Source organism: Streptomyces sp. NPDC001231 (assembly GCF_042896885.1).
Classification (GTDB): domain Bacteria; phylum Actinomycetota; class Actinomycetes; order Streptomycetales; family Streptomycetaceae; genus Streptomyces.
In genome coordinates this window covers 23,169-41,862 of sequence record NZ_JBIAXS010000003.1, presented here as the reverse complement: position 1 = coordinate 41,862, position 18,694 = coordinate 23,169, and the positions used below count along the sequence as shown (strand labels likewise).

Below are 18,694 nucleotides of genomic sequence, written 5' to 3'. Positions count from 1 at the left end.
GTCCAGGCCCGGCGCGGGCATCAGCAAGTCCGAGAGTCCAGGCCCGGCGCGGACATCAGCGAGTCCGAGAGTCCAGGCCCGGCGCGGGCATCAGCGGGTCCGGGGGTCCGGCCGTTCCCCGTCGGCCCTGCCCTCGCGCGGCTCGGTTTCCCCGGTGTCCGGCCGCGGTGCGCTCGGGCCCCGCAGTGCGAGCCGGCCGTCGCCCTCCTCGGGCCGGGCGCCGCCGGAGTTCCGGTCGCCGTGGCCGTTCAGGTTCTGCCGGACCGAGTCCAGGATCGTCAGGCCCTGGGCGACCAGACCGGCGGCGATCTCGCCGAGCCCGTCGGCACCGTTCAGGACGTTGACGTTGGCCCCGGAGAGGCCTCCCGCCGCCTCCTTCACGATCAGCGGCAGCTGGTCGATGAGCATCCGGTCCAGGGCGACACGGTCGTACGACGCCGCGGCCTCGGCCTGGACCTTCATCCGCTGCGCCTCCGCGGCGGCGAGGACCCTGACGCGTTCGGCCTCGGCCTCGGCGGGCTTCACGATCTCGGCCACCAGCTCCTGCTGGCGCAGCCTGGCCTGCCGCTGAGCGAGTTCGGTCTGGGCGTCGAGCACCTCCTGCCGGGCGTGTGCCTGCGCCAGCGGGCCGGCCTGGGCCGCCTGCGCCTGGGCACGGTCCACCTCGGCCGAGTACTCCGCCTTCACCACCGCGGTCTGCCGGGCGTACTCGGCCTGCTTGCGCGCCGCCTCCTGCTCCGCCTGGGCTGCGGCCTGGTTGGCCTGGGCCTGGGCGATCTGGGCCTGCCGCCGGATGGCCGCCTTGTGCGGCGCGGACATCGCGTCGATGTAGCCGGTGTCCCCGTCGTCGATCGACTGGATCTGCAGCAAGTCCACGATCAGGCCGATCTTCGCCATCTCGGTCTTCGAGGTGTCCAGCACCTCGGCGGCGAGCTTCTGCCGTTCCGTGACGATCTCCTCGACCGTCATCGAGCCGATGATGGCCCGCAGGTGGCCGGCGAAGATCCGGCCGGTCAGGACCGACATCTGGTCCTGGTCGGAGAGGAACCGCTGGCCCGCGTTGATGATGCTCTCGGTGTCGTTGCCGACCTTGAAGGCGATGACGGCGCGCACGTGCAGCGCGATGCCCTGCCTGGTGACGCAGGTCTCGACGACCTCGGACTCGCACATGGACAGGGTGAGGAAGCGGACCTTGCGGAAGACGGGGAGCACGAACTTGCCGTGGCCCGTCACCACCCGGAACGGCGCGCCACCCAGTCCCCGCCTGCCTCCGGAGATCAGCATCGCCTCGTCGGGGGCGGGAACGCGGTAACCGAACATGGTCTTGTTCTCCTTAGTCCGGATCAGTCCGGATCAGGCCGGATCAGGCCGGATCAGGCCGGATCAGCCCCGATCCACAAGATCGTCCCGCAATCTCTCCAAGGGGTCGCCCCACGCGATGACGTCGACCTCGCGACATCCGCGTGATTCGACCACGAGCACCGTCGCACCGATCGGCAGCGGTTCCTGCGACCAGGCGAGGAAGGTCTCGGAACCGCCTCTGACCCGTACCAGGATCTCGCCCGGACCGGCGGATCCGCGCGTTCCGATGAGAAGCTCCCCCGTGCAGCCGATCACGGCCTCGTCCTGTGCCATCGCCGACCGGTTCCCCTCGTACGCGTCCTCTGCCTTCGACCTTAGACCCACTCGGACGGGCCGCATACGCCGCTGCACCGGCCTTTCCGCGACGGGCACCTCTCGACCGCGGCACCCGCCGCCGGGCACAGTTCTCCCTGCGTACTCACGAGTACGAAACCGCCCGTCCCCCATCCGAGGAGCGCCCGTGACCAGCTGGGCCGGCCGCAGTGCCGCCGAGATCGCCGCCGCCGTACGCGAGAGGCGGGCCACGCCCCGCGAGGTGGTGGCCGAGCACCTCGCCCGTATCGAGCGGCTCGACAGCCGCGTCGGTGCCTTCCGCGCCGTCCGTGCCGAGGCCGCGCTCGAGGAGGCCGACGAGGTGGCGGCCCGCGGCGATCTGGCCGGGCTGCCGCTCGCGGGTGTGCCGGTGGCCGTCAAGGACAACCTGGCGGTGCGGGGCGAGTCCAGCCGCGTGGGTTCGGCCGCGACCTCGGACACGCCGGCCGTCGACGACCATGTCACGGTGGCCCGGCTGCGGGCGGCGGGCGCGGTGGTCGTCGGGGTGACGAACGTGCCCGAGCTGTGCGTCTTCGGCACCACGGAGGGCGTCCACGGCACCACCCGCAACCCGTGGGACACCTCCCGGAACGCGGGCGGCTCCTCGGGCGGCAGCGCGGCGGCGGTCGCCGCCGGCATGGTCCCGATCGCCCTCGGCAACGACGGCATGGGCTCGCTGCGCATCCCGGCCGCCAACTGCGGCCTGGTCACCATCAAGCCGGGTCACGGGGTGGTGCCCGCCGGTATCGGCGAAGGCGACTGGTTCGGCATGGCCGAGAACGGGCCGCTCGCCACGACCGTCGAGGACGCGCGGCTGATGCTCTCCGTACTGACCGGCACCGAGGCCGTACGCGGTCGGGAGGCGGCCCCGCGCTCCATCGCCGTGTCCGTGCGCAGCCCGCTCGCCGGGGTGGGCGTGAGCAGGCCCTACGCCGCCGCCACCCGGGACGCGGCACGGTTGCTGGCCGGGGCCGGTCACCGGGTGCGCCGGGCCGAGCCGCCGTACCCGATGTCGCTGGGCGTGACGGCTCTGCGGCACTGGACGGCGGGCACGGCCGTCGACGCCGCGGGCCTGGACCCGCGGCGGCTGACCCGGCGCACCCGGGTGCATGCGGCCGTGGGGCGGCGGTTCCTGAACGGGGTGCGCGCTGACACGCGGCGGGAGGCGCTGCGGCGGCGGATGGAGCCGTTCTTCGCCGAGTACGACGTGCTGCTCACCCCTGCGCTGGCCCGCCGCTCCCCGCAGGCCGGGCCCTGGCACGAGCGTGGCTGGCTGCGCAACGTGCTGGCCGACACCTCCTACTCGCCGATGACCCCGCCGTGGAACCTGACCGGATGGCCCGCGATGACGGTGCCGTTCGGCACGCTGCCCTCGGGCGCCCCGTGCGCCGTTCAGCTGGTGGGCCGGCCGGGCTCGGAGGCGGACCTGCTGGACCTGGCGGAACAGGTCGAGCGGCTGCGCCCGTGGCCCCGTACGGCGGACCTGCCGCCGGGCCCGCAGGACCCGCTCTAGAGGGCCCGGTACATGATGTGCAGGGCCACCAGGCCGTGCCGGGGGTGCTCGAACGCCTCCGGCACCGTGCCGAGGATCCGGAAGCCGAGCGAGGTCCACAGCCCGACGGCGGGGTTTGTCTCCACTACGGCGTTGAAGACCATCGCGCGGTAGCCGGCGGCCGTCGCGGCTTCGAGGACGTGCTCGGCCAGGGCGCGGCCGATGCCGCGTCCGGCCTGGTCGGGGTCGACCATGAAGCCCGCGTTGGCGACGCGGGCCGCGGGACCGCCGTAGTTGGGGGTGACGTAGGCGGAGCCGACGATCGTCCCGGTGTCGTCCTCGGCGACGTACACGCGTTTGGCGGGGCTCATCCACAGGACCCGGGCATCCTCCTCGGAGGTGTCCGGGTCCCAGGCGTAGGTCTCGGCGGCGGCGACGATCCGGTGCCAGAAGGGCCAGATCCGCGGCCAGTCCTCGGCCGCGGCTTCTCTGATCAGCATGGGCGTGAGTCTGGCACGCCCATGCGGTCGGCGATCGCGACGGGTTCTGGCCGGTCAGTCCACGCTGGGCAGGATGTGCGGCTCGGCCAGGTCGTCCTCGTAGCCCGCCAGGCGGATCGGGGCGGAGCGGGCCCACACGTCGAGGCTGCCCAGTTCTGCGGGCCGTCGGCCCGCGCGCTCCGTGCGTTCGTTGGGGCGCTGCTCGCGATTCGTCTTCTCCGGTGTCACCGCGCACTCCTTATGTGTCGGTCACCCTCGGGGCAGCGGCCGGTACGCACCGCGCCGCCCGAAGCCCGCTCGGGTCTGGTTCTTTGGCATCTCGGACGCGGTGGCGTCGGCAACTGAGGTGCGAGCAGGCCGTGGTGCACCGGCTTGCCCCGGGACGGACCATGGGTGTGGATGGAACCCCTAGTCGCTGTCCGTCCACCCCAGATTAACCAAATGAGCGGACCCCTGCTCGATGGGGCTGCAAAGAGCAGGTAACTATCTGACGTCGCGCGTGTTGATTGGACCACTTACAGGGTGATTTGTCGCATCATGTGCGGGGCGGGATTCATCCCTGAGGGCTACCCGGCACATCCATGGGACAGTTCAGGTTCCGTTGGCCGCGCCGCAAGCTCGCCATGATCTGCTGACCCACCACGACGGCTTTCTCGCGGGAGGACCGACGCATGGAGCTGCGCAGCGCCGAGGAGCTCATGGACCTGCTGTACGCCTGCCCGCCCGACGCCCGCGCCCACGCCCTGCGCACCGCCGCCCTGCTGCGCCGGCACCATCCGGCCGACAAGGAGCTCCAGGTGGCGGGCCTGGTCCACGGCATCGGCGGGCTGTTGCGGCCAGGTGGCCGAACCGGTGCCTCCGACCCGGCGGCGGACGCGGTGCACGCGTTGCTCGGCGAGCGCGTCTCCCGCCTCGTACGGCGGCACGCGGCGCCCGCCGGCGGCCGTCTGCCCGACGAGTCCGACGAGGACGCGCTGTCGTTGCGCCAGGCGGCCGAGGAGGCCCGCAGCACCGGCTTCGACGCCGGCGTACTGGAGGACTGGCGCACGGTCCTGGAGCTGCTCGCGGCGGGCAACTACCGGCTGCGGACCGTGGACTGACACGACGTCGGGAGGGGCCCGGCCGGGCGGCCGGAGGGCCGTCCCGGCCGGCGGTTCACCACTTGCCCGGCGCGTAGTCCTTGAGGAAGACGCCGTACAGGTCCTCGCCCGCCTCGCCGCGGACGATCGGGTCGTAGACGCGGGCGGCGCCGTCCACCAGGTCGAGCGGGGCATGGAAGCCGGCCTCGGCGAGGCGCACCTTGTCGGGGTGCGGGCGCTCGTCGGTGATCCAGCCGGTGTCGACGGCCGTCATCAGGATGCGGTCCTTCTCGAACATCTCCTCGGCGCTGGTGCGCGTGAGCATGTTCAGGGCGGCCTTGGCCATGTTGGTGTGCGGGTGGCCGGCGCCCTTGTAGCCGCGGTTGAACACGCCCTCCATGGCGGAGACGTTCACGATGTAGGTGCGGCGGGCCGCGGCGGCCGCCATCGCCGGACGCAGCCGGCTGATCAGGATGAAGGGCGCCGTCGAGTTGCACAGCTGGACCTCCAGCAGCTCCACCGGCGTGACGTCCTCCACCGCCTGGATCCAGCTGTTGGTGTGGTGCAGGTCGGGCACCAGCCCGCCGGCGTCGATGGCCGTGCCGGCCGCGATCCGCTCCAGGGACGCCGAGCCGGAGACCAGTGCCAGGTCGGTGACGTCCTGGGCGGTGAGCGCGCCGCCGCCCGCCACCGGCAGCTCCGCGACCGCCCCCGAGCCGAACGTGCCGATCACCTCGGCCGCGGGCAGCTCACCGGCCGGCATCGGGGCCGACTCGGCGGCGACCAGCTCGCTGTAGGCCTGCGGGGAGCGCCGTACGGTCTGGGCTGCGTTGTTGATCAGGATGTCCAGGGGCCCCTCGGCGGCGACCGAGTCGGCCAGGGCCACCACCTGGGCCGGGTCGCGCAGGTCGATGCCGACGATCTTCAGCCGGTGGATCCACTCGTCGCTGTCGGGCTGGGCCTTGAAGCGGCGGATGGCGTCATTGGGGAAGCGGGTCGTGATCGTGGTGTGCGCACCGTCGCGCAGCAGCCGCAGCGCGATGTACATGCCGATCTTGGCTCGGCCGCCGGTGAGGAGGGCGCGCTTGCCCGTGAGGTCGGCGCGGGCGTCCCTGCGGGCGCGGTTCTCGGCGGCGCACCGCGGGCAGAGCTGGTGGTAGAAGTAGTCGACCTCGACGTAGCGGGTCTTGCAGACGTAGCAGGAGCGCGGGCGCTGGAGAATGCCCGCGATCTGCCCCGCCCGCGTCACGGACGAGGGCAGGATGCCCTCGGTCTCGTCGTCGATGCGCTGCGCGGAGCCGGTGGCCGTGGCCTCCGTGACCGCCTTGTCGTTCGCGGTCTTGGCGGCCCGGCGCTCCTGGCGGCGGCGCTGCTTGACCGTGCGGTAGATGTGCGAGGTGGCCCGGCGCACGGCGACGGCGTCCGGGTGGTCCACGTCGATCCCGTCGAGCTCCTTGAGCACGCCGAGGCACACGGCGAGGCGTTCGGGGTCGATCCCGGGCCCGTACACCACTTCGTCCGTGGCCGTCGAGCCTTCGTCTGTCACCGTCATCGCGCTGCCGTTCCCTGATCACCCGTGCGGCGCTCCGACTCGCGTCCGCTTTCGAACCGGGGATTTTACGGCAGCGCCGGGCCAGTAGGCCAAACCGCGGTGATCAGGATCCGCAGACCGTGATCAGGGTCTCCACCTCCTCGGCCACGGCGCGGGCGAGCCGGTTGAGGTCGGGCACGGCCTGCGCGTCGGCGACGAGCCCGTAGTGGACCTGGCCGCGGTAGGTGGAGATCGCGACGGCCAGGGACTGGCCGCGGGCCAGCGGCGCGAAGGGGTAGACCTCGGTCAGCGGGTGGCCGCCGAGTTTCAGGCCGATGCCGGGCAGCGGCACGCTGGTGACCAGGATGTCGAACCACAGCCGGGCGGCCTGGGCGACCAGTGGTCCGCCGAGCCGGTGGCCGAGGGCGGGCACGTGGTCGGCGAGCAGCGCGACCGCGCCCGCGCCCCGGTTGGGCCCGGCGTCCTTGTTGCGGTCCATGGCGGTGCGCACGGCGCCGAGCCGGCGCAGCGGGTCCGGGTCGCCGACGGGGAGCTCCATCAGGTAGCCGGAGAGCCGGTTGCCCTGCGGGTGGGCGGTGCGCGGGCGGCGCCTGGAGACCGGGATCAGGGCGCGGGGCGCGATCCCCTCGGTGCCCTCGCCCCGCTCGTCGAGCCAGCGCCGCAGGGCGCCGGCGACGACCGCGATCAGCACGTCGTTGACGGTGCCGCCGACGGCCTTGCGGACCAGGTGCACGTCGTCGATGTCGACGACCGCGCCGGCGGTGCGGCGGGTTCCGGTGGGCTCGGCGGTGAGCGCCGGGGTGGACCGTGTGGCGAGGGACGAGCGGGCGACCGAGGCGCCGATGTCCAGGGCGCGGCCCACGTCGGACAGGGCACCGCGCAGCGCCTCGGGCAGCTTGCGGACGTCGGGCAGCGGACCGCGGGCGGGCGCGGCCGGACGGGGCCGCGGGGTGGGCATGTCCATGGGGTCCAGAACAGCCGCGGCGAGGGTCAGGGCGCGCAGGCCGTCGGCGAGGGCGTGGTGGAACTTGAACAGCACGGCGAAGGAGACTCCGTCCTCGCCCGGCAGCACGTGCGCCTCCCAGGGCGGGCGGTTGCGCTCCAGCGGGCGCTGCATGAGCCGGCCCGCCTCGGCATGGAAGTCCGTGGCCGGGGCGTGCAGCCGGACGTGGTTGAGCGGGTCGAAGCCGGGGTCGGGCTCGCGGGCGGCGCCGCCGAAGCCGAGCGGCGGGCGCAGCGCCTGGGCGAGGGGCCGGCGCAGGTCCAGCGGCCGCCACACGTCCCGGATCCGCATGCGCAGGCCGGGCACGGCGGCCGCGCGGGCGGCCAGCAGGTCGGCCGCGTGCGCGCCGGCGGTCGGCGAGTGGGCGGAGAAGACCCCGAGGGCACCGAGGTGCATGGGGTGGTCGGCGGACTCGATGTTCCAGAACGCCAGGTCGAGGGGAGCGAGCAGGTCGGGAGTCAATGGCTTGCCTCGCATCGGCGGTGGGTGTGTAGGCAGTCAACCGCCCTCGACTGATTACAGTCAAGTACGATCAAGCTACTCTCAGTTAACAACAGATTAAGTCGGACCCTCGGAGAAAGGGGTGGGACACATGGGGCCTTTGAGGTCACTTCGGGCCTGCCGCGGGTGTCATCGCAGGGCGGGTGGCGCGGCCTGCGCGGACGTGCCCCACGCCGAGGGCCGCGGTCCCACGGTGTAGCTCAGGGTGCCGAGCGACCGCAGGGCGCGGGTGGTCAGATACGTCCGCTCGTGCGGCACCCCGCCGGCCCGGACCGACTGGATGTACCGGTCCTCCCGCGAGGTGCCCGGTGCCGTGATGGTGAGGCCACCGCGCGGGTAGTAGCGGCGGTCCAGTCGCAGGTCGACGCGTTCGAAGACGGGCGTGGACAGGCCCCAGGCGGGATAGCCGGGCTGGACGGGGAACAGGCCGACGGAGGCCAGCACGTTCCAGGCGGACATGGTGCCCAGGTCGTCGTTCCCGCTCAGCCCGGCCGGCTCGTCGGTGAACAGGGTCAGCGCGGCGTGCACGACGTCGGTGGTCTTCCACGGCTGCCCCGTCGACAGGTAGGTGTACGGCGCGGCGAGGTCCGGCTCGTTCATCGGGTTGTACTTGTCCGCGCCGTAGTAGGCGTACGGCCCGTTGACCCAGGTCTCGCGGACGGTGCGCTCCGGGTCCCTCAGCAGGTCGGCGTAGGCGAAGAACGCGTCGAGCCGCTCGTTGGCGGCGCGCCGGCCGCCGATCAGGCGCACCAGGCCGGGCATGTCCTGCGGCACCAGCCACTGGTACTGCCAGGACGTGCCCTCGTGGAAGCCGACGCCGCGGGCCGGGTCCGCCGGTCCGGTGAAGGCGCCGGAGGCGTCGCGGGCACGGAAGAAGCCGGTGGCGGGGTCGAACAGCTCGCGGTAGGCGCGGGAGCGGGCGGCGTACCGCGCGGCGTCCCCGTGGTGGCCGAGGGCGCGGGCCATCTGCGCGAGCATCGCGTCCGACAGGGCGTACTCCAGGGTCGCCGACGCGCCGAACGCGTAGTCGGAGTGACCGGGCTTCGCGGGCTCGTGGCCCTTGCGGTACGGGACGTAGCCGCGGCCGAGGTAGTCCCGGTTGGCGTCGCGGCCCACGGCCGGGGAGTCGGCGGGCGGCACCCCGTCGGCGTTCCGCCTCAGCGCCCGGTAGGCCCGCTCCTCGTACCCCTTCAGCAGACCCTGCTGGTAGGCGTTGGTCAGGAACGGGGTGACCGGGTCGCCGGTCATGACGTTCGTCTCGACGGTGCCGTAGCCCCACTTGGGCAGCCAGCCGCTCTCCTCTGCGACCCTGATCACCGAGATCGCCATGTCCCGGGACTCGCGCGGCGCGAGCAGGGCCAGCAACGGGGCCTGGGTGCGGTAGGTGTCCCAAAGCGACCAGTTCTGGTAGTAGGTGAAACCCCGCGCGCGGTGGATCCGCCCGTCCCAGCCGGTGTAGCGGCCGTCGGCGTCGCTGCCGGTGTTCGGCGCCAGGAACGAGTGGTACAGCGCCGAGTAGAACGTACGGCGCAGGACCGCCCCGCCGCCCCGGACGCGCACGTCGCCCAGCCGCCTCTCCCAGGACCGCCGGGCCGCGTCGCGCACCGCGTCGAAGGAACGCCCGCCCTCCGCGGCCAGGTTGCCCGCCGCGCCGGCCGCGTCGACGTAGGACAGCGCGGTCGTCGCCTCCACCGTGCGGTCCTCGGTGGTGTCGAAGCGGACATAGGCGCCGCCGTGTCCGGTTCTGGACCCCGCCGTGACCGTGGTGCCGTCCCAGGTGCCGTACGCCGTGAACGGCCGGTCGAAGCGGGTGACGGTGTAGACCGTGTAGGGCCGGGTGTCCCGGCAGAAGCCGCGGCCCGTGATCGCGGTCCGCACGGTGCGGTCGTCCAGGATCTCCACCTTCGCGGCGACCGGCTTGTGCAGCGCCTGGGCCGCGTTGAGCAGGATGTTGGCCTTGCCGGTGGCCGGAAAGGTGTAGCGCTGCACCCCGGTACGCGCGCTCGCCGTCAGTTCGGCGCCGATACCGCCGGCACCGCCGGTACCGGAGGACAGGCCGACGCGGTAGTAGCCGGGGCTCGCCCGCTCGGTGCCGTGGCTGAAGACGGCCGCGTACTTGGCGTAGTCCGTCCGAGTGACGTCACCGGTGGTCGGCAGCACCGGCAGGTCGCCGCCGATGCGGCAGCCGACGCCGGAGAGGTGGACCAGGGAGAAGCCGCGGACACGGTCCTGGGCGTGGTCGTAACCGGTGCTGTGACCGGTGTCCGGCGAGAGCTGCACCATGCCGAAGGGCACGGCAGCGCCGGGGAAGGTGTTGCCCTCGTTCGCGGTGCCGATGAACGGGTCGACCAGATCGGTGAGCCGGTCGTCGCGCGCTTCGGCGGCCGGTGCGGCGACGGGAGCGGCGGTCAGCGCGGACGCTGCCACCGCCACCGTCGCGCACAGGCGCAGGTGCCGGGTCCATCTCATGCAGGAAGACCTCCGAAGGAGACGTCACTGCCTGCATGATCAGGTCTGAGGGCCGGTCAGCCCGGCAACCGGCGGGTGTCGCGCGCGACGCGTCGCGGATCGGCGCCCCCCGCGCGGCCCTCGGACGCGCCGCGTCGGGCTACGGGACCAGCTGTCCCTTGCCGAGGGCGATCACCCCGCCCCGGGAGACGGTGTACAGCTCGGCGTCCCGCTCGGGGTTGACGCCGATCGTCGCGCCGGGCGGCACCTCGACGTTCTTGTCCAGGACCGCGCCGCGCACGATGGCGCCCCGGCCCACCCGGACGTTGTCGTGCAGCACCGAGCCCTGGACGACCGCGCCCGGGTCGACCCGGACACCCGGCGACAGCACGGAGCGGGTGACCTGCCCCCGGATCAGGCAGCCGGCGCTGATGATCGACTCGCCCGCGATCCCGCCCGCGTTGAACCGGGCCGGTGAGAGCTGACCCGAGTGGGTGTAGATCGGCCAGTCGCGGTTGTAGAGGTTGAACGCGGGGCGCTCGGCGATCAGGTCCATGTGCGCCTCGTAGTACGCGTCGAGCGTGCCGACGTCCCGCCAGTAGCCCTGGTCGCGGCTGGTCTCGCCGGGCACGTGGTTGGAACCGAAGTCGTACAGCTGCGCCTCGCCGCGGTCGGTGAGCTGGGGCAGGATCGAGCCGCCCATGTCGTGCACCGACCGCTCGTCCTCCGCGTCCCGCTGAAGTGCCTCGATCAGCACCTTGGTGGAGAAGACGTAGTTGCCCATCGAGGCGAAGACGCACTGCGGGTCGTCGGGCAGCCCCGGCGGGTCGGCAGGCTTCTCCAGGAAGCGCTGCACGGTCTGCCCGTCCGAACCGGGGGTGATCACCCCGAACGACGACGACTCGGCGCGCGGCACCCGGATGCCCGCGACCGTCACGCCCGCGCCGCCCTCGATGTGCTCCTTGAGCATCTGCCGCGGGTCCATGCGGTAGACGTGGTCAGCACCGAACACCGCTACGTAGTCGGGCTGTTCGTCGTGGATCAGGTTGAGCGACTGAAGGATCGCGTCGGCGCTGCCCAGGTACCAGCGGGGCCCGAGCCGCTGTTGGGCCGGGACCGGGGTGATGTAGTTGCCGAGCAGGCTGGACATCCGCCAGGTGGTGGTGATGTGCCGGTCCAGCGAGTGCGACTTGTACTGGGTCAGCACGCAGATGCGCAGGATGTCGCCGTTCACGAGGTTGGACAGGACGAAGTCGACGAGCCGGTAGGTGCCGCCGAACGTGACCGCGGGTTTGGCGCGGTCCGCGGTCAGGGGCATCAGCCGTTTGCCCTCTCCGCCCGCGAGGACGATCCCGAGGACCGAAGGTCCACCACGACGCATGGTCGCTCCCCTCACCCGGTTGCCTCCCTCCTGCACCTGAGCAGGAGGGATGGAGCCCTAAGCCTGTCCGAGGATCTCCTCGTAGAGCCGCACGGTGCGCCGGGCGACCGCGTCCCAGCCGAACTCCTCCACCGCGCGCCGCCTTCCGGCCTCACCCATGCGGCCGGCGCCGTCCCGGTCCGCGAGCACCGTGTCGAGGGCGCGGGCGAGCCCGGTCTCGAAATCGTCGTCCACCGGCACGAGTACCCCGGTCCGTCCGTCGTCGACCACCTCGGGGATCCCGCCGACCCGGGAGGCCACGACGGGGGTGCCGCACGCCATCGCCTCCAGGTTGACGATGCCCAGCGGCTCGTAGACGGAGGGGCAGACGAAGACGGTGGCGTGGGTGAGGAGCTGGATCACGTCCGGGCGCGGCAGCATCCGCGGAATCCAGTGCACGCCGTCGCGGGTCCGGCTCAGCTCCTGGTACAGGTCCCGGAACTCCCGGTCGATCTCCGGTGTGTCCGGCGCACCCGCGCACAGCACCACCTGCGCGGCCGGGTCGATGTCCCGTACCGCCCGCAGGAGATGGGGCACGCCCTTCTGCCGGGTGATGCGGCCGACGAACAGCACGTACGGGCGGTCCGGGTCGAGGCCGACGCGTTCGAGGGCGTCCGTGCCGTGGTCCGGCCGGTAGAGGGTGGTGTCGATGCCGTTGTGGATGACGCGCACCCGGGCCGGGTCGAGCGCCGGATAGCAGTCGAGGATGTCCTCGCGCATGGCGCCGGAGACGGCGACGACCGCGTCGGCGGACTCGATCGCGGTGCGCTCGGCCCAGCCGGACAGGGCGTAGCCGCCGCCGAGCTGTTCGGCCTTCCAGGGGCGCAGGGGCTCCAAGGAGTGCGCGGTCATCACGTGCGGCACGCCGTACAGCAGTTTGCCGAGGTGACCGGCGAGGTTGGCGTACCAGGTGTGGGAGTGGACGAGTTCGCGGCCCTGGAGCGCGGCGGCCATGGCGAGGTCGACGGAGAAGGTGCGCAGCGCGTCGTTGGCGCCGTCCAGCGCGGTCCAGGGACGGTGGCGTACGACGCCGTCGGCGCGGCCCTCGCCCCAGCAGTGCACCTCCAGGTCCACCAGCGGCCCGAGCTCCCGCGCGAGGAACTCGACGTGGACGCCCGCACCGCCGTAGACGTCCGGCGGGTACTCCCGGGTCAGCAGTCCCACGCGCACCCGCAACCCCCTGGTCCGAAGCGGCCGGTCGCCTTCATGGTCACTCAGATGCGGCCCGTGGGGAAGAGCCCGGCACCCGGGTGAAGCAGCAATCCCCGCAGAGGCCGCCGCCGGGGACGCGGTAGTAGAGGCAGCAACTGCGCCGCCGGAAGCCGGTGCCGGTGCCCGTGCCGGCCCCGTGGAGGAGGGGGTGGGCGAGGAGGCGTGCGGCCAGTTCCCGGGCGTGGTGGCCTGCCGCGGTACGGCCGCTGTCGCGCGCCCGGCTCTCCAGCAGGCGTGCCGCGGCCGCCAGCGCGGAGGCCGCGTTGCCCCGCAGCAGCCCGGGTGCGAGGCGGTAGCGGGCGCGCAGGGCGGCCGCCAGGGGTTCGAGGTGCCCGTGCAGGACGGCGTCCGCGACCGTGTCCGGGTCCGCCGGGCGGGCGCGCACCTCGGTGAGCCACAGGTCGTCCGGGGCGCTGCCGGCGGGGTCCCAGCGGATCAGGCGGGCGTCCAGGTCGGGGAGCCGCCCGTACAGCACGGCGCAGCCGAGCGCGGCCGACCACAGCCGGGCGGCGAGTGCCTGGTGCGCGACCGAGGCGGCGACCCGGGCTTCGGGGGCGCCGATGCCGTCGGCGACCCGGCGGACCCGTACGGCCAGGGGATGCCCGTCGGGGTCGGTCGCCGGGTCGGTGGTGGAGGCGGTCGTGGGATCGGTGACGGGGGCGGTCGTGGGATCGGTGACGGGGGCGGTCGTGGGATCGGTGACGGGGGCGGTCGTGGGATCGGTGACGGGGGTGGCGTAGGCCTGGGCGAGGGAGGGCAGTGGCCGGTGCGGCGGGGCGCCCGTGCGCAGGACGAAGAAGCCGCCGAGGTCGTTCAGTGCGGCGAGGTCGGGGGCGAGGTTCACGGGAAGCAGTAGTACCAAGGCCCGTCGAGCGGTGCGCAAGGGGTTCCGGCAGGCGCTGCGCGCCCCCGTGTCGCCCACCCAGGGGAGGACGGCGGGCGGGGCGTACTCCATCGGCAGTAGGACCTAATGACTGCTCAGGGACGACGACGGGAGGCGATCGGCACGGCAGGGTGGTCAACCATGGAAGCCGACCGTTCGTCGCGCCGGGGTCGCCGCCCCAGCCCCACGCGGAGGTGCAGCTCATGAGCGCCCTCGCGCTGTCCGTGCTGCTGTCCTTCGTGTCCGCCGTGGCCTACGCCGGCGGTGCGATCGTCCAGGAGCGGGTCGCGGTGTCCTCGCCCGGCGAGCGGTACGCGCCGCTGCGCCGGCCCGCCTGGTGGGCGGCGCTGGTGCTGAACGGTCTCGGCGGGCTGCTGCACGTGGTGGCCCTGGCCTGCGGACCGCTCAGCCTGGTGCAGCCGCTGGGCGCCCTCACCATCGTGTTCGCGCTGCCGATGGCGGCGCTGTTCGTCGGCCGGCGGGCCGGCGCGGCCGCCTGGCGTGGCGCGATCATGGCGACGGTGGGGCTCGCGGGTCTGCTGTCCCTGGTGGGCGCCTCCCAGGCCCAGTCGCTGAGCACCGCGCAGCGCGGGGGCCTGGCCGTGGTGACCGCCGGTGTGGTCACGGCGCTCACGGTCGCGGGCCGGGCGGCGCACCGGCATCCGGCGGTGCGCAGCGTGCTGCTCGCCACCGGCTCCGGCATCGCCTTCGGCATGTCCTCGGTGTTCACCAAGACCGTCACGGTCGACTTCACCGGCGGGATCGCGGCGTCGGAACTGCCGTCCCTGGCCGCGATAGGAGTCCTGGCCACGGCCGGGATCCTGCTGTCGCAGGCGTCGTACCGGGGTGGTGGCCTGGCGGCGCCGCTGGCCACGCTGACGGTGGTGAACCCGGTGATGGCGGCCGCGGTCGGGCTCACGCTGTTCGGCGAGACCTTCCGCTACGGCACGACGGGCACCGTGCTCGCCCTCGGCTGCGGTGTGGTGGCCGCGGGCGGGCTGATCCTGCTGACGACCGAGCGCATCGAGCGTACGGCTCCGGTCGTGGTGAGCGGGCCGGTCCCGGACGGGGAGGCGTCGCCCGCCGGGTTGGCGTCGCCCGCCGAGGCGGCGCTGTCCGCCGAGGCGTCCGGGGCCTCCGGGCGGGGCGTGAGGGTGGACGCGGTCGTCGTCCCGGTCGTACCGGCGGCGCGGGAGGAGGACCCCGCGCAGGGCGAACCGCCGCTCATCCTCGGCCTGTTCTACGGTGCCCCGTGCTACGGCGGGCAGTTCTACGCGAACCCCTGCGTACCGGTGCCCGCGCCCGACCGACAGGAGTCCCGCGTCGGATCCTGACCTCCGGCGCCCGGACCTGGGACTGGGTCTGGGTGGGTGCGGGTCCAGGTCCGGGTACAGGTCCGGATCCGGGTACGGGTCCGAGTCCGGCTCTGGACCCGGGTTCCGGACCTGTTGCGGCGGCTCAGATCCTGACGCCGCGGGCCCTCAGATAGGCGAGCGGGTCGACGTCGGTGCCGAAGCCGGGCCCCGTCCGTACCTCGAAGTGCAGATGCGGTCCGGTGACGTTGCCCGTGGCCCCCGAGCGGCCGATGCCGCGCCCGGCGGCGACCGTCTGCCCGGCCCGCACGGATATGGCCGACAGGTGGCCGTACTGTGTGTAGTGGCCGTCGGCGTGCCGGATGACCACCTGGTACCCGTAGGCGCCGCCCCAGCCCGCGCTGACCACCCGGCCGGCCGCGGCCGCCTTCACCGAGGTGCCGGTGGGCACCTCGAAGTCGACGCCGGTGTGGTAGCCCTTCGACCAGTGGGCGCCGGTCGCGTGGTAGGGCGTGCCGACGCTGCCGCCGACAGGGGCGACGAGGGTGTGCGTGGTGGCATGGGGCCGGGACTTGGGCGTGCCGGCGGCGGGCTTGGCCTCTCTGGCGGGACGCGTGGCGGTGGACGGCTTGCGGTGCGGCTCGGTCGTCGTACGCGACTTGGGCACGGCGAGCCGCTGGCCCGGCAGGATCAGGTTCGGGTCGGTGCCCACGGTCGTACGGTTGGCCGCGTACAACTGCCGCCAGCCGCCCGAGACATGACGCTCCTCGGCGATGCCGGAGAGGGTGTCGCCGCGGACCACCTTGTACATCTCGGCGCTGCCGGCCCGCGCCTGCGGGGCGGTCTGCGGCCGTACGTCGACCTCGCGGGCGGTGCTCTTGGCACCGCGCACGGTCCGCTGTCCGGCCGTGTCCGGGTGGACGTCGGGGGCGCCGCCGCCCCGGGCGAGACCGGCCCGCGTCGAGCACACCGGCCAGGCACCGGGCCCCTGCCCGTCGAGCACCTTCTCCGCGACGGCGATCTGCTGGTCCCGGGTGGCCAGGTCCGCTCGGGGCGCGTACCGCGTCCCGCCGTACGCCTCCCAGGTGGACCGGGTGAACTGGAGCCCGCCGTAGTAGCCGTTGCCCGTGTTGATGTGCCAGTTGCCGCTCGACTCGCAGGCGGCCACCTTGTTCCAGGTGGACGCGTCGGCGGCGTGCGCGGCTCCGGCGCCGATGAGCGGAATGGCCATACCGGCGCCGCCCGCCGTGACGGTGAGCGAGGCGCGGTTGATCCTGTTCGGCTGGTACCGGCGGTGCCGGCCGCGTACGGCCATCTCAAGCCCCCCTCGACATGCGTCAGGAGGGGCGAAAGTAACCGCCGCGAACAGGCCGTGACAAGACGGCTATCGGCCGGTTCGTCACCCCAACCGGCCAGTTACGGACCCTGATTGGCCGGATCCGCGGGCCGCACGCTGAGCCACTGGGCCCCCGCCGCGCGTATGGAAGGGTGCCGGGTCCGGATGTGCGCCCGCCGTACCGGCACGTCAGGATGGTCGAAAGGGTATGAACGGCGATACTGGCGGGCAGCGGTGCGGCGGACGGCAGGCCGACGACGAGACCGGCGGCGGACCGGCCGTCAGCGGCACCGGCGGCGGACCGGCCGACGGCACCGGCGGCGGGCCCCAGCGTTCCACTTGATGATTCACCGGATTTTCGAGGAGCAGGCGGTATGAGCACTACAGCCCAGATCGGCGTCACGGGACTCGCGGTCATGGGCCGCAACCTCGCCCGCAATTTCGCGCGCAACGGCTACGCGGTCGCACTGCACAACCGGACGGTGGCCCGGACGCACGCCCTGGTCGAGGAGTTCGGGCACGAGGGGGACTTCGTCGCGGCCGAGACCGCGAAGGAGTTCGTGGCGGCCCTGGAGCGGCCGCGCCGCCTGGTCATCATGGTGAAGGCCGGCGAACCGACCGACGCGGTGATCCAGGAGTTCGCCCCGCTCCTGGAGCCCGGCGACATGATCATCGACGGCGGCAACGCGCACTTCGCGGACACCCGGCGCCGGGAACGCCAGCTGCGCGAGCAGGGCATCCACTTCGTGGGCGCCGGGATCTCCGGTGGCGAGGAGGGCGCGCTGCACGGGCCGAGCATCATGCCGGGCGGCTCGAAGGAGTCGTACCAGTCGCTCGGTCCGATGCTGGAGAAGATCTCCGCGAAGGCGAAGGACGGCGCGCCGTGCGTCACGCACGTCGGCCCCGACGGTGCCGGGCACTTCGTGAAGATGGTGCACAACGGCATCGAGTACGCCGACATGCAGTTGATCGGCGAGGCGTACCAGCTGCTGCGGGACGTGGCCGGGTACTCCCCCGCGCAGATCGCGGAGATCTTCCGCACCTGGAACACGGGCCGGCTCGACTCGTACCTGATCGAGATCACGGCGGAGGTCCTGTCCCACGTGGACGCGGCGACCGGCAAGCCGTTCGTGGACGTGGTGGTGGACCAGGCCGAGCAGAAGGGCACCGGCCGCTGGACGGTCCAGATCGCCCTCGACCTGGGCGTGCCGGTCTCGGGCATCGCGGAGGCGGTCTTCGCCCGTTCCCTGTCGGGCCACGCGGACCTGCGGGAGGCCTCGCGCGGACTGGCGGGCCCGAAGGCGTCCCCGCTGAGCGAGTCGGAGGCGGCCGCCTTCGCCGACCGGGTGGAACAGGCGCTGTACGCCTCGAAGATCGTGTCCTACACCCAGGGCTTCCACGAGATCGCCGCCGGCAGCGCGGAGTACGGCTGGGACATCGACCTCGGCGCGGTCTCCGCCATCTGGCGCGGCGGCTGCATCATCCGCGCGGCCTTCCTGGACCGGATCCGCGCGGCTTACGACGCCCGCCCGGACCTGCCGAGCCTGCTGTCCGACGACACCTTCGCCCAGGAGATCGCGGCGGCCCAGGACGACTGGCGCGAGGTCCTGGTCGCCGCGACCCGGCAGGGCGTGCCGACCCCCGGCTTCTCCGCCGCCCTCGCGTACTACGACGCCCTGCGCGCCGAGCGGCTGCCCGCCGCGCTCACCCAGGGGCAGCGGGACTTCTTCGGCGCCCACACCTACCGGCGGGTGGACCGCGACGGTTCCTTCCACACGCTGTGGGGCGGGGACCGGTCGGAGGTGACGGCGTAGGGGTTCCGGCTTCGCCGGCCTCCTCGGCCGGGAGTACGGGAGTAGCTGCGTAGCAGGCAGAAGACGGTGGGCGGCTGGGGAGCCGCCCACCGTCTTCCTTCATTCGCGGGCGGGGCGTGACCCCGGAACCCGACCTGACTCCGGGACCGAGAGATGCCCGCCATACGCCTGCGCGGTACCGGGGTCGGGTCGGTCCCGGGGCAGGTCAGGCCCCGGGGTCAGGTCGGGTCCCGGGGTCAGGTCGGGTCCCGGGGTCGGGTCAGGTCCCGGGGTCAGGCCGGACGTCAGGCCCAGAGACCAGGTCAGGTCCCGGAACCAGGCCGGACATCAGGCCCAGAGACCAGGTCAGGTCCCGGAACCAGGCCGGACATCAGGCCCAGAGACCAGGTCAGGTCCCGGAACCAGGCCGGACATCAGGCCCAGAGACCAGGTCAGGTCCCGGAACCAGGCCGGACATCAGGCCCAGA

The 18,694-nt window shown here is 73.1% G+C and carries 16 protein-coding genes; 5 read left to right on the top strand and 11 right to left on the bottom strand.

The window, feature by feature from the left end; genetic code table 11:
• Window positions 1-90: 90 nt before the first annotated feature.
• Both ACFY3J_RS04660 and ACFY3J_RS04655 read right to left on the bottom strand, forming a co-directional pair.
• Window positions 91-1,320: an SPFH domain-containing protein gene (locus tag ACFY3J_RS04660; RefSeq protein ID WP_390840241.1), complete on the bottom strand. Its 1,230-nt coding sequence runs from the start codon at window positions 1,318-1,320 to the stop codon at window positions 91-93.
• 63 nt (window positions 1,321-1,383) lie between these two features.
• Window positions 1,384-1,635 carry a hypothetical protein gene (locus ACFY3J_RS04655; protein WP_384176671.1) on the bottom strand — a complete coding sequence of 84 codons (252 nt, stop codon included), beginning with the start codon at window positions 1,633-1,635 and terminating at the stop codon, window positions 1,384-1,386.
• A gap of 187 nt (window positions 1,636-1,822) precedes the next feature.
• Here ACFY3J_RS04655 and ACFY3J_RS04650 point away from each other — a divergent pair, with 187 nt between their 5' ends.
• Window positions 1,823-3,187 carry an amidase gene (locus ACFY3J_RS04650; protein ID WP_384176669.1) on the top strand — a complete coding sequence of 455 codons (1,365 nt, stop codon included), beginning with the start codon at window positions 1,823-1,825 and terminating at the stop codon, window positions 3,185-3,187.
• Here ACFY3J_RS04650 and ACFY3J_RS04645 read toward each other — a convergent pair.
• Entirely contained in the window at window positions 3,184-3,666 is a 483-nt protein-coding gene (locus tag ACFY3J_RS04645) for a GNAT family N-acetyltransferase (RefSeq protein ID WP_384176667.1), read from the bottom strand. The two genes, ACFY3J_RS04650 and ACFY3J_RS04645, sit on opposite strands and share 4 nt — an antisense overlap.
• A gap of 54 nt (window positions 3,667-3,720) precedes the next feature.
• Window positions 3,721-3,894 carry a hypothetical protein gene (locus ACFY3J_RS04640; protein ID WP_225076828.1) on the bottom strand — a complete coding sequence of 58 codons (174 nt, stop codon included), beginning with the start codon at window positions 3,892-3,894 and terminating at the stop codon, window positions 3,721-3,723.
• A gap of 443 nt (window positions 3,895-4,337) precedes the next feature.
• Between ACFY3J_RS04640 and ACFY3J_RS04635 the strand changes: the two genes are divergently transcribed.
• Window positions 4,338-4,766 (top strand): hypothetical protein, encoded by a 429-nt coding sequence (locus ACFY3J_RS04635; protein ID WP_390840238.1) that lies wholly within the window; start codon window positions 4,338-4,340, stop codon window positions 4,764-4,766.
• A 55-nt stretch (window positions 4,767-4,821) separates the two neighbouring features.
• Here the strand turns inward: ACFY3J_RS04635 and ACFY3J_RS04630 are convergent, their stop codons facing one another.
• The 6 genes from ACFY3J_RS04630 to ACFY3J_RS04605 form a co-directional block, all read right to left on the bottom strand.
• The gene (locus ACFY3J_RS04630; RefSeq protein ID WP_384176663.1) at window positions 4,822-6,297 is read right to left on the bottom strand and encodes an SDR family NAD(P)-dependent oxidoreductase; all 1,476 of its coding nucleotides are present in this window, start codon (window positions 6,295-6,297) and stop codon (window positions 4,822-4,824) included.
• Between the two features lie 103 nt (window positions 6,298-6,400).
• Complete coding sequence (locus ACFY3J_RS04625) at window positions 6,401-7,762, bottom strand: wax ester/triacylglycerol synthase family O-acyltransferase (RefSeq protein ID WP_384176901.1); 1,362 nt, start codon at window positions 7,760-7,762, stop codon at window positions 6,401-6,403.
• Between the two features lie 168 nt (window positions 7,763-7,930).
• The gene (locus tag ACFY3J_RS04620; protein ID WP_384176661.1) at window positions 7,931-10,270 is read right to left on the bottom strand and encodes a GH92 family glycosyl hydrolase; all 2,340 of its coding nucleotides are present in this window, start codon (window positions 10,268-10,270) and stop codon (window positions 7,931-7,933) included.
• Between the two features lie 139 nt (window positions 10,271-10,409).
• The gene (gene glgC, locus ACFY3J_RS04615) at window positions 10,410-11,630 is read right to left on the bottom strand and encodes a glucose-1-phosphate adenylyltransferase (protein WP_384176659.1); all 1,221 of its coding nucleotides are present in this window, start codon (window positions 11,628-11,630) and stop codon (window positions 10,410-10,412) included.
• A gap of 57 nt (window positions 11,631-11,687) precedes the next feature.
• Window positions 11,688-12,839 carry a glycogen synthase gene (glgA, locus tag ACFY3J_RS04610; protein ID WP_390840235.1) on the bottom strand — a complete coding sequence of 384 codons (1,152 nt, stop codon included), beginning with the start codon at window positions 12,837-12,839 and terminating at the stop codon, window positions 11,688-11,690.
• 40 nt (window positions 12,840-12,879) lie between these two features.
• A complete protein-coding gene (locus ACFY3J_RS04605; RefSeq protein WP_390840234.1) occupies window positions 12,880-13,725 on the bottom strand; it encodes a (2Fe-2S)-binding protein in 846 nt (281 codons plus the stop codon).
• Between the two features lie 242 nt (window positions 13,726-13,967).
• Between ACFY3J_RS04605 and ACFY3J_RS04600 the strand changes: the two genes are divergently transcribed.
• Window positions 13,968-15,098, top strand: a complete 1,131-nt coding sequence (locus tag ACFY3J_RS04600; protein WP_384176652.1) for a DMT family transporter — start codon at window positions 13,968-13,970, stop codon at window positions 15,096-15,098.
• Between the two features lie 124 nt (window positions 15,099-15,222).
• On the opposite strand, the gene ACFY3J_RS04595 is transcribed toward ACFY3J_RS04600, so the two are convergent.
• A complete protein-coding gene (locus ACFY3J_RS04595) occupies window positions 15,223-16,392 on the bottom strand; it encodes a transglycosylase family protein (RefSeq protein WP_390840231.1) in 1,170 nt (389 codons plus the stop codon).
• A 229-nt stretch (window positions 16,393-16,621) separates the two neighbouring features.
• Between ACFY3J_RS04595 and ACFY3J_RS04590 the strand changes: the two genes are divergently transcribed.
• Complete coding sequence (locus ACFY3J_RS04590) at window positions 16,622-16,756, top strand: hypothetical protein (RefSeq protein ID WP_384176648.1); 135 nt, start codon at window positions 16,622-16,624, stop codon at window positions 16,754-16,756.
• Window positions 16,757-16,787: 31 nt separating this feature from the next.
• Window positions 16,788-18,227: an NADP-dependent phosphogluconate dehydrogenase gene (gene gndA / locus ACFY3J_RS04585; RefSeq protein ID WP_384176646.1), complete on the top strand. Its 1,440-nt coding sequence runs from the start codon at window positions 16,788-16,790 to the stop codon at window positions 18,225-18,227.
• Window positions 18,228-18,694 lie beyond the last annotated feature (467 nt).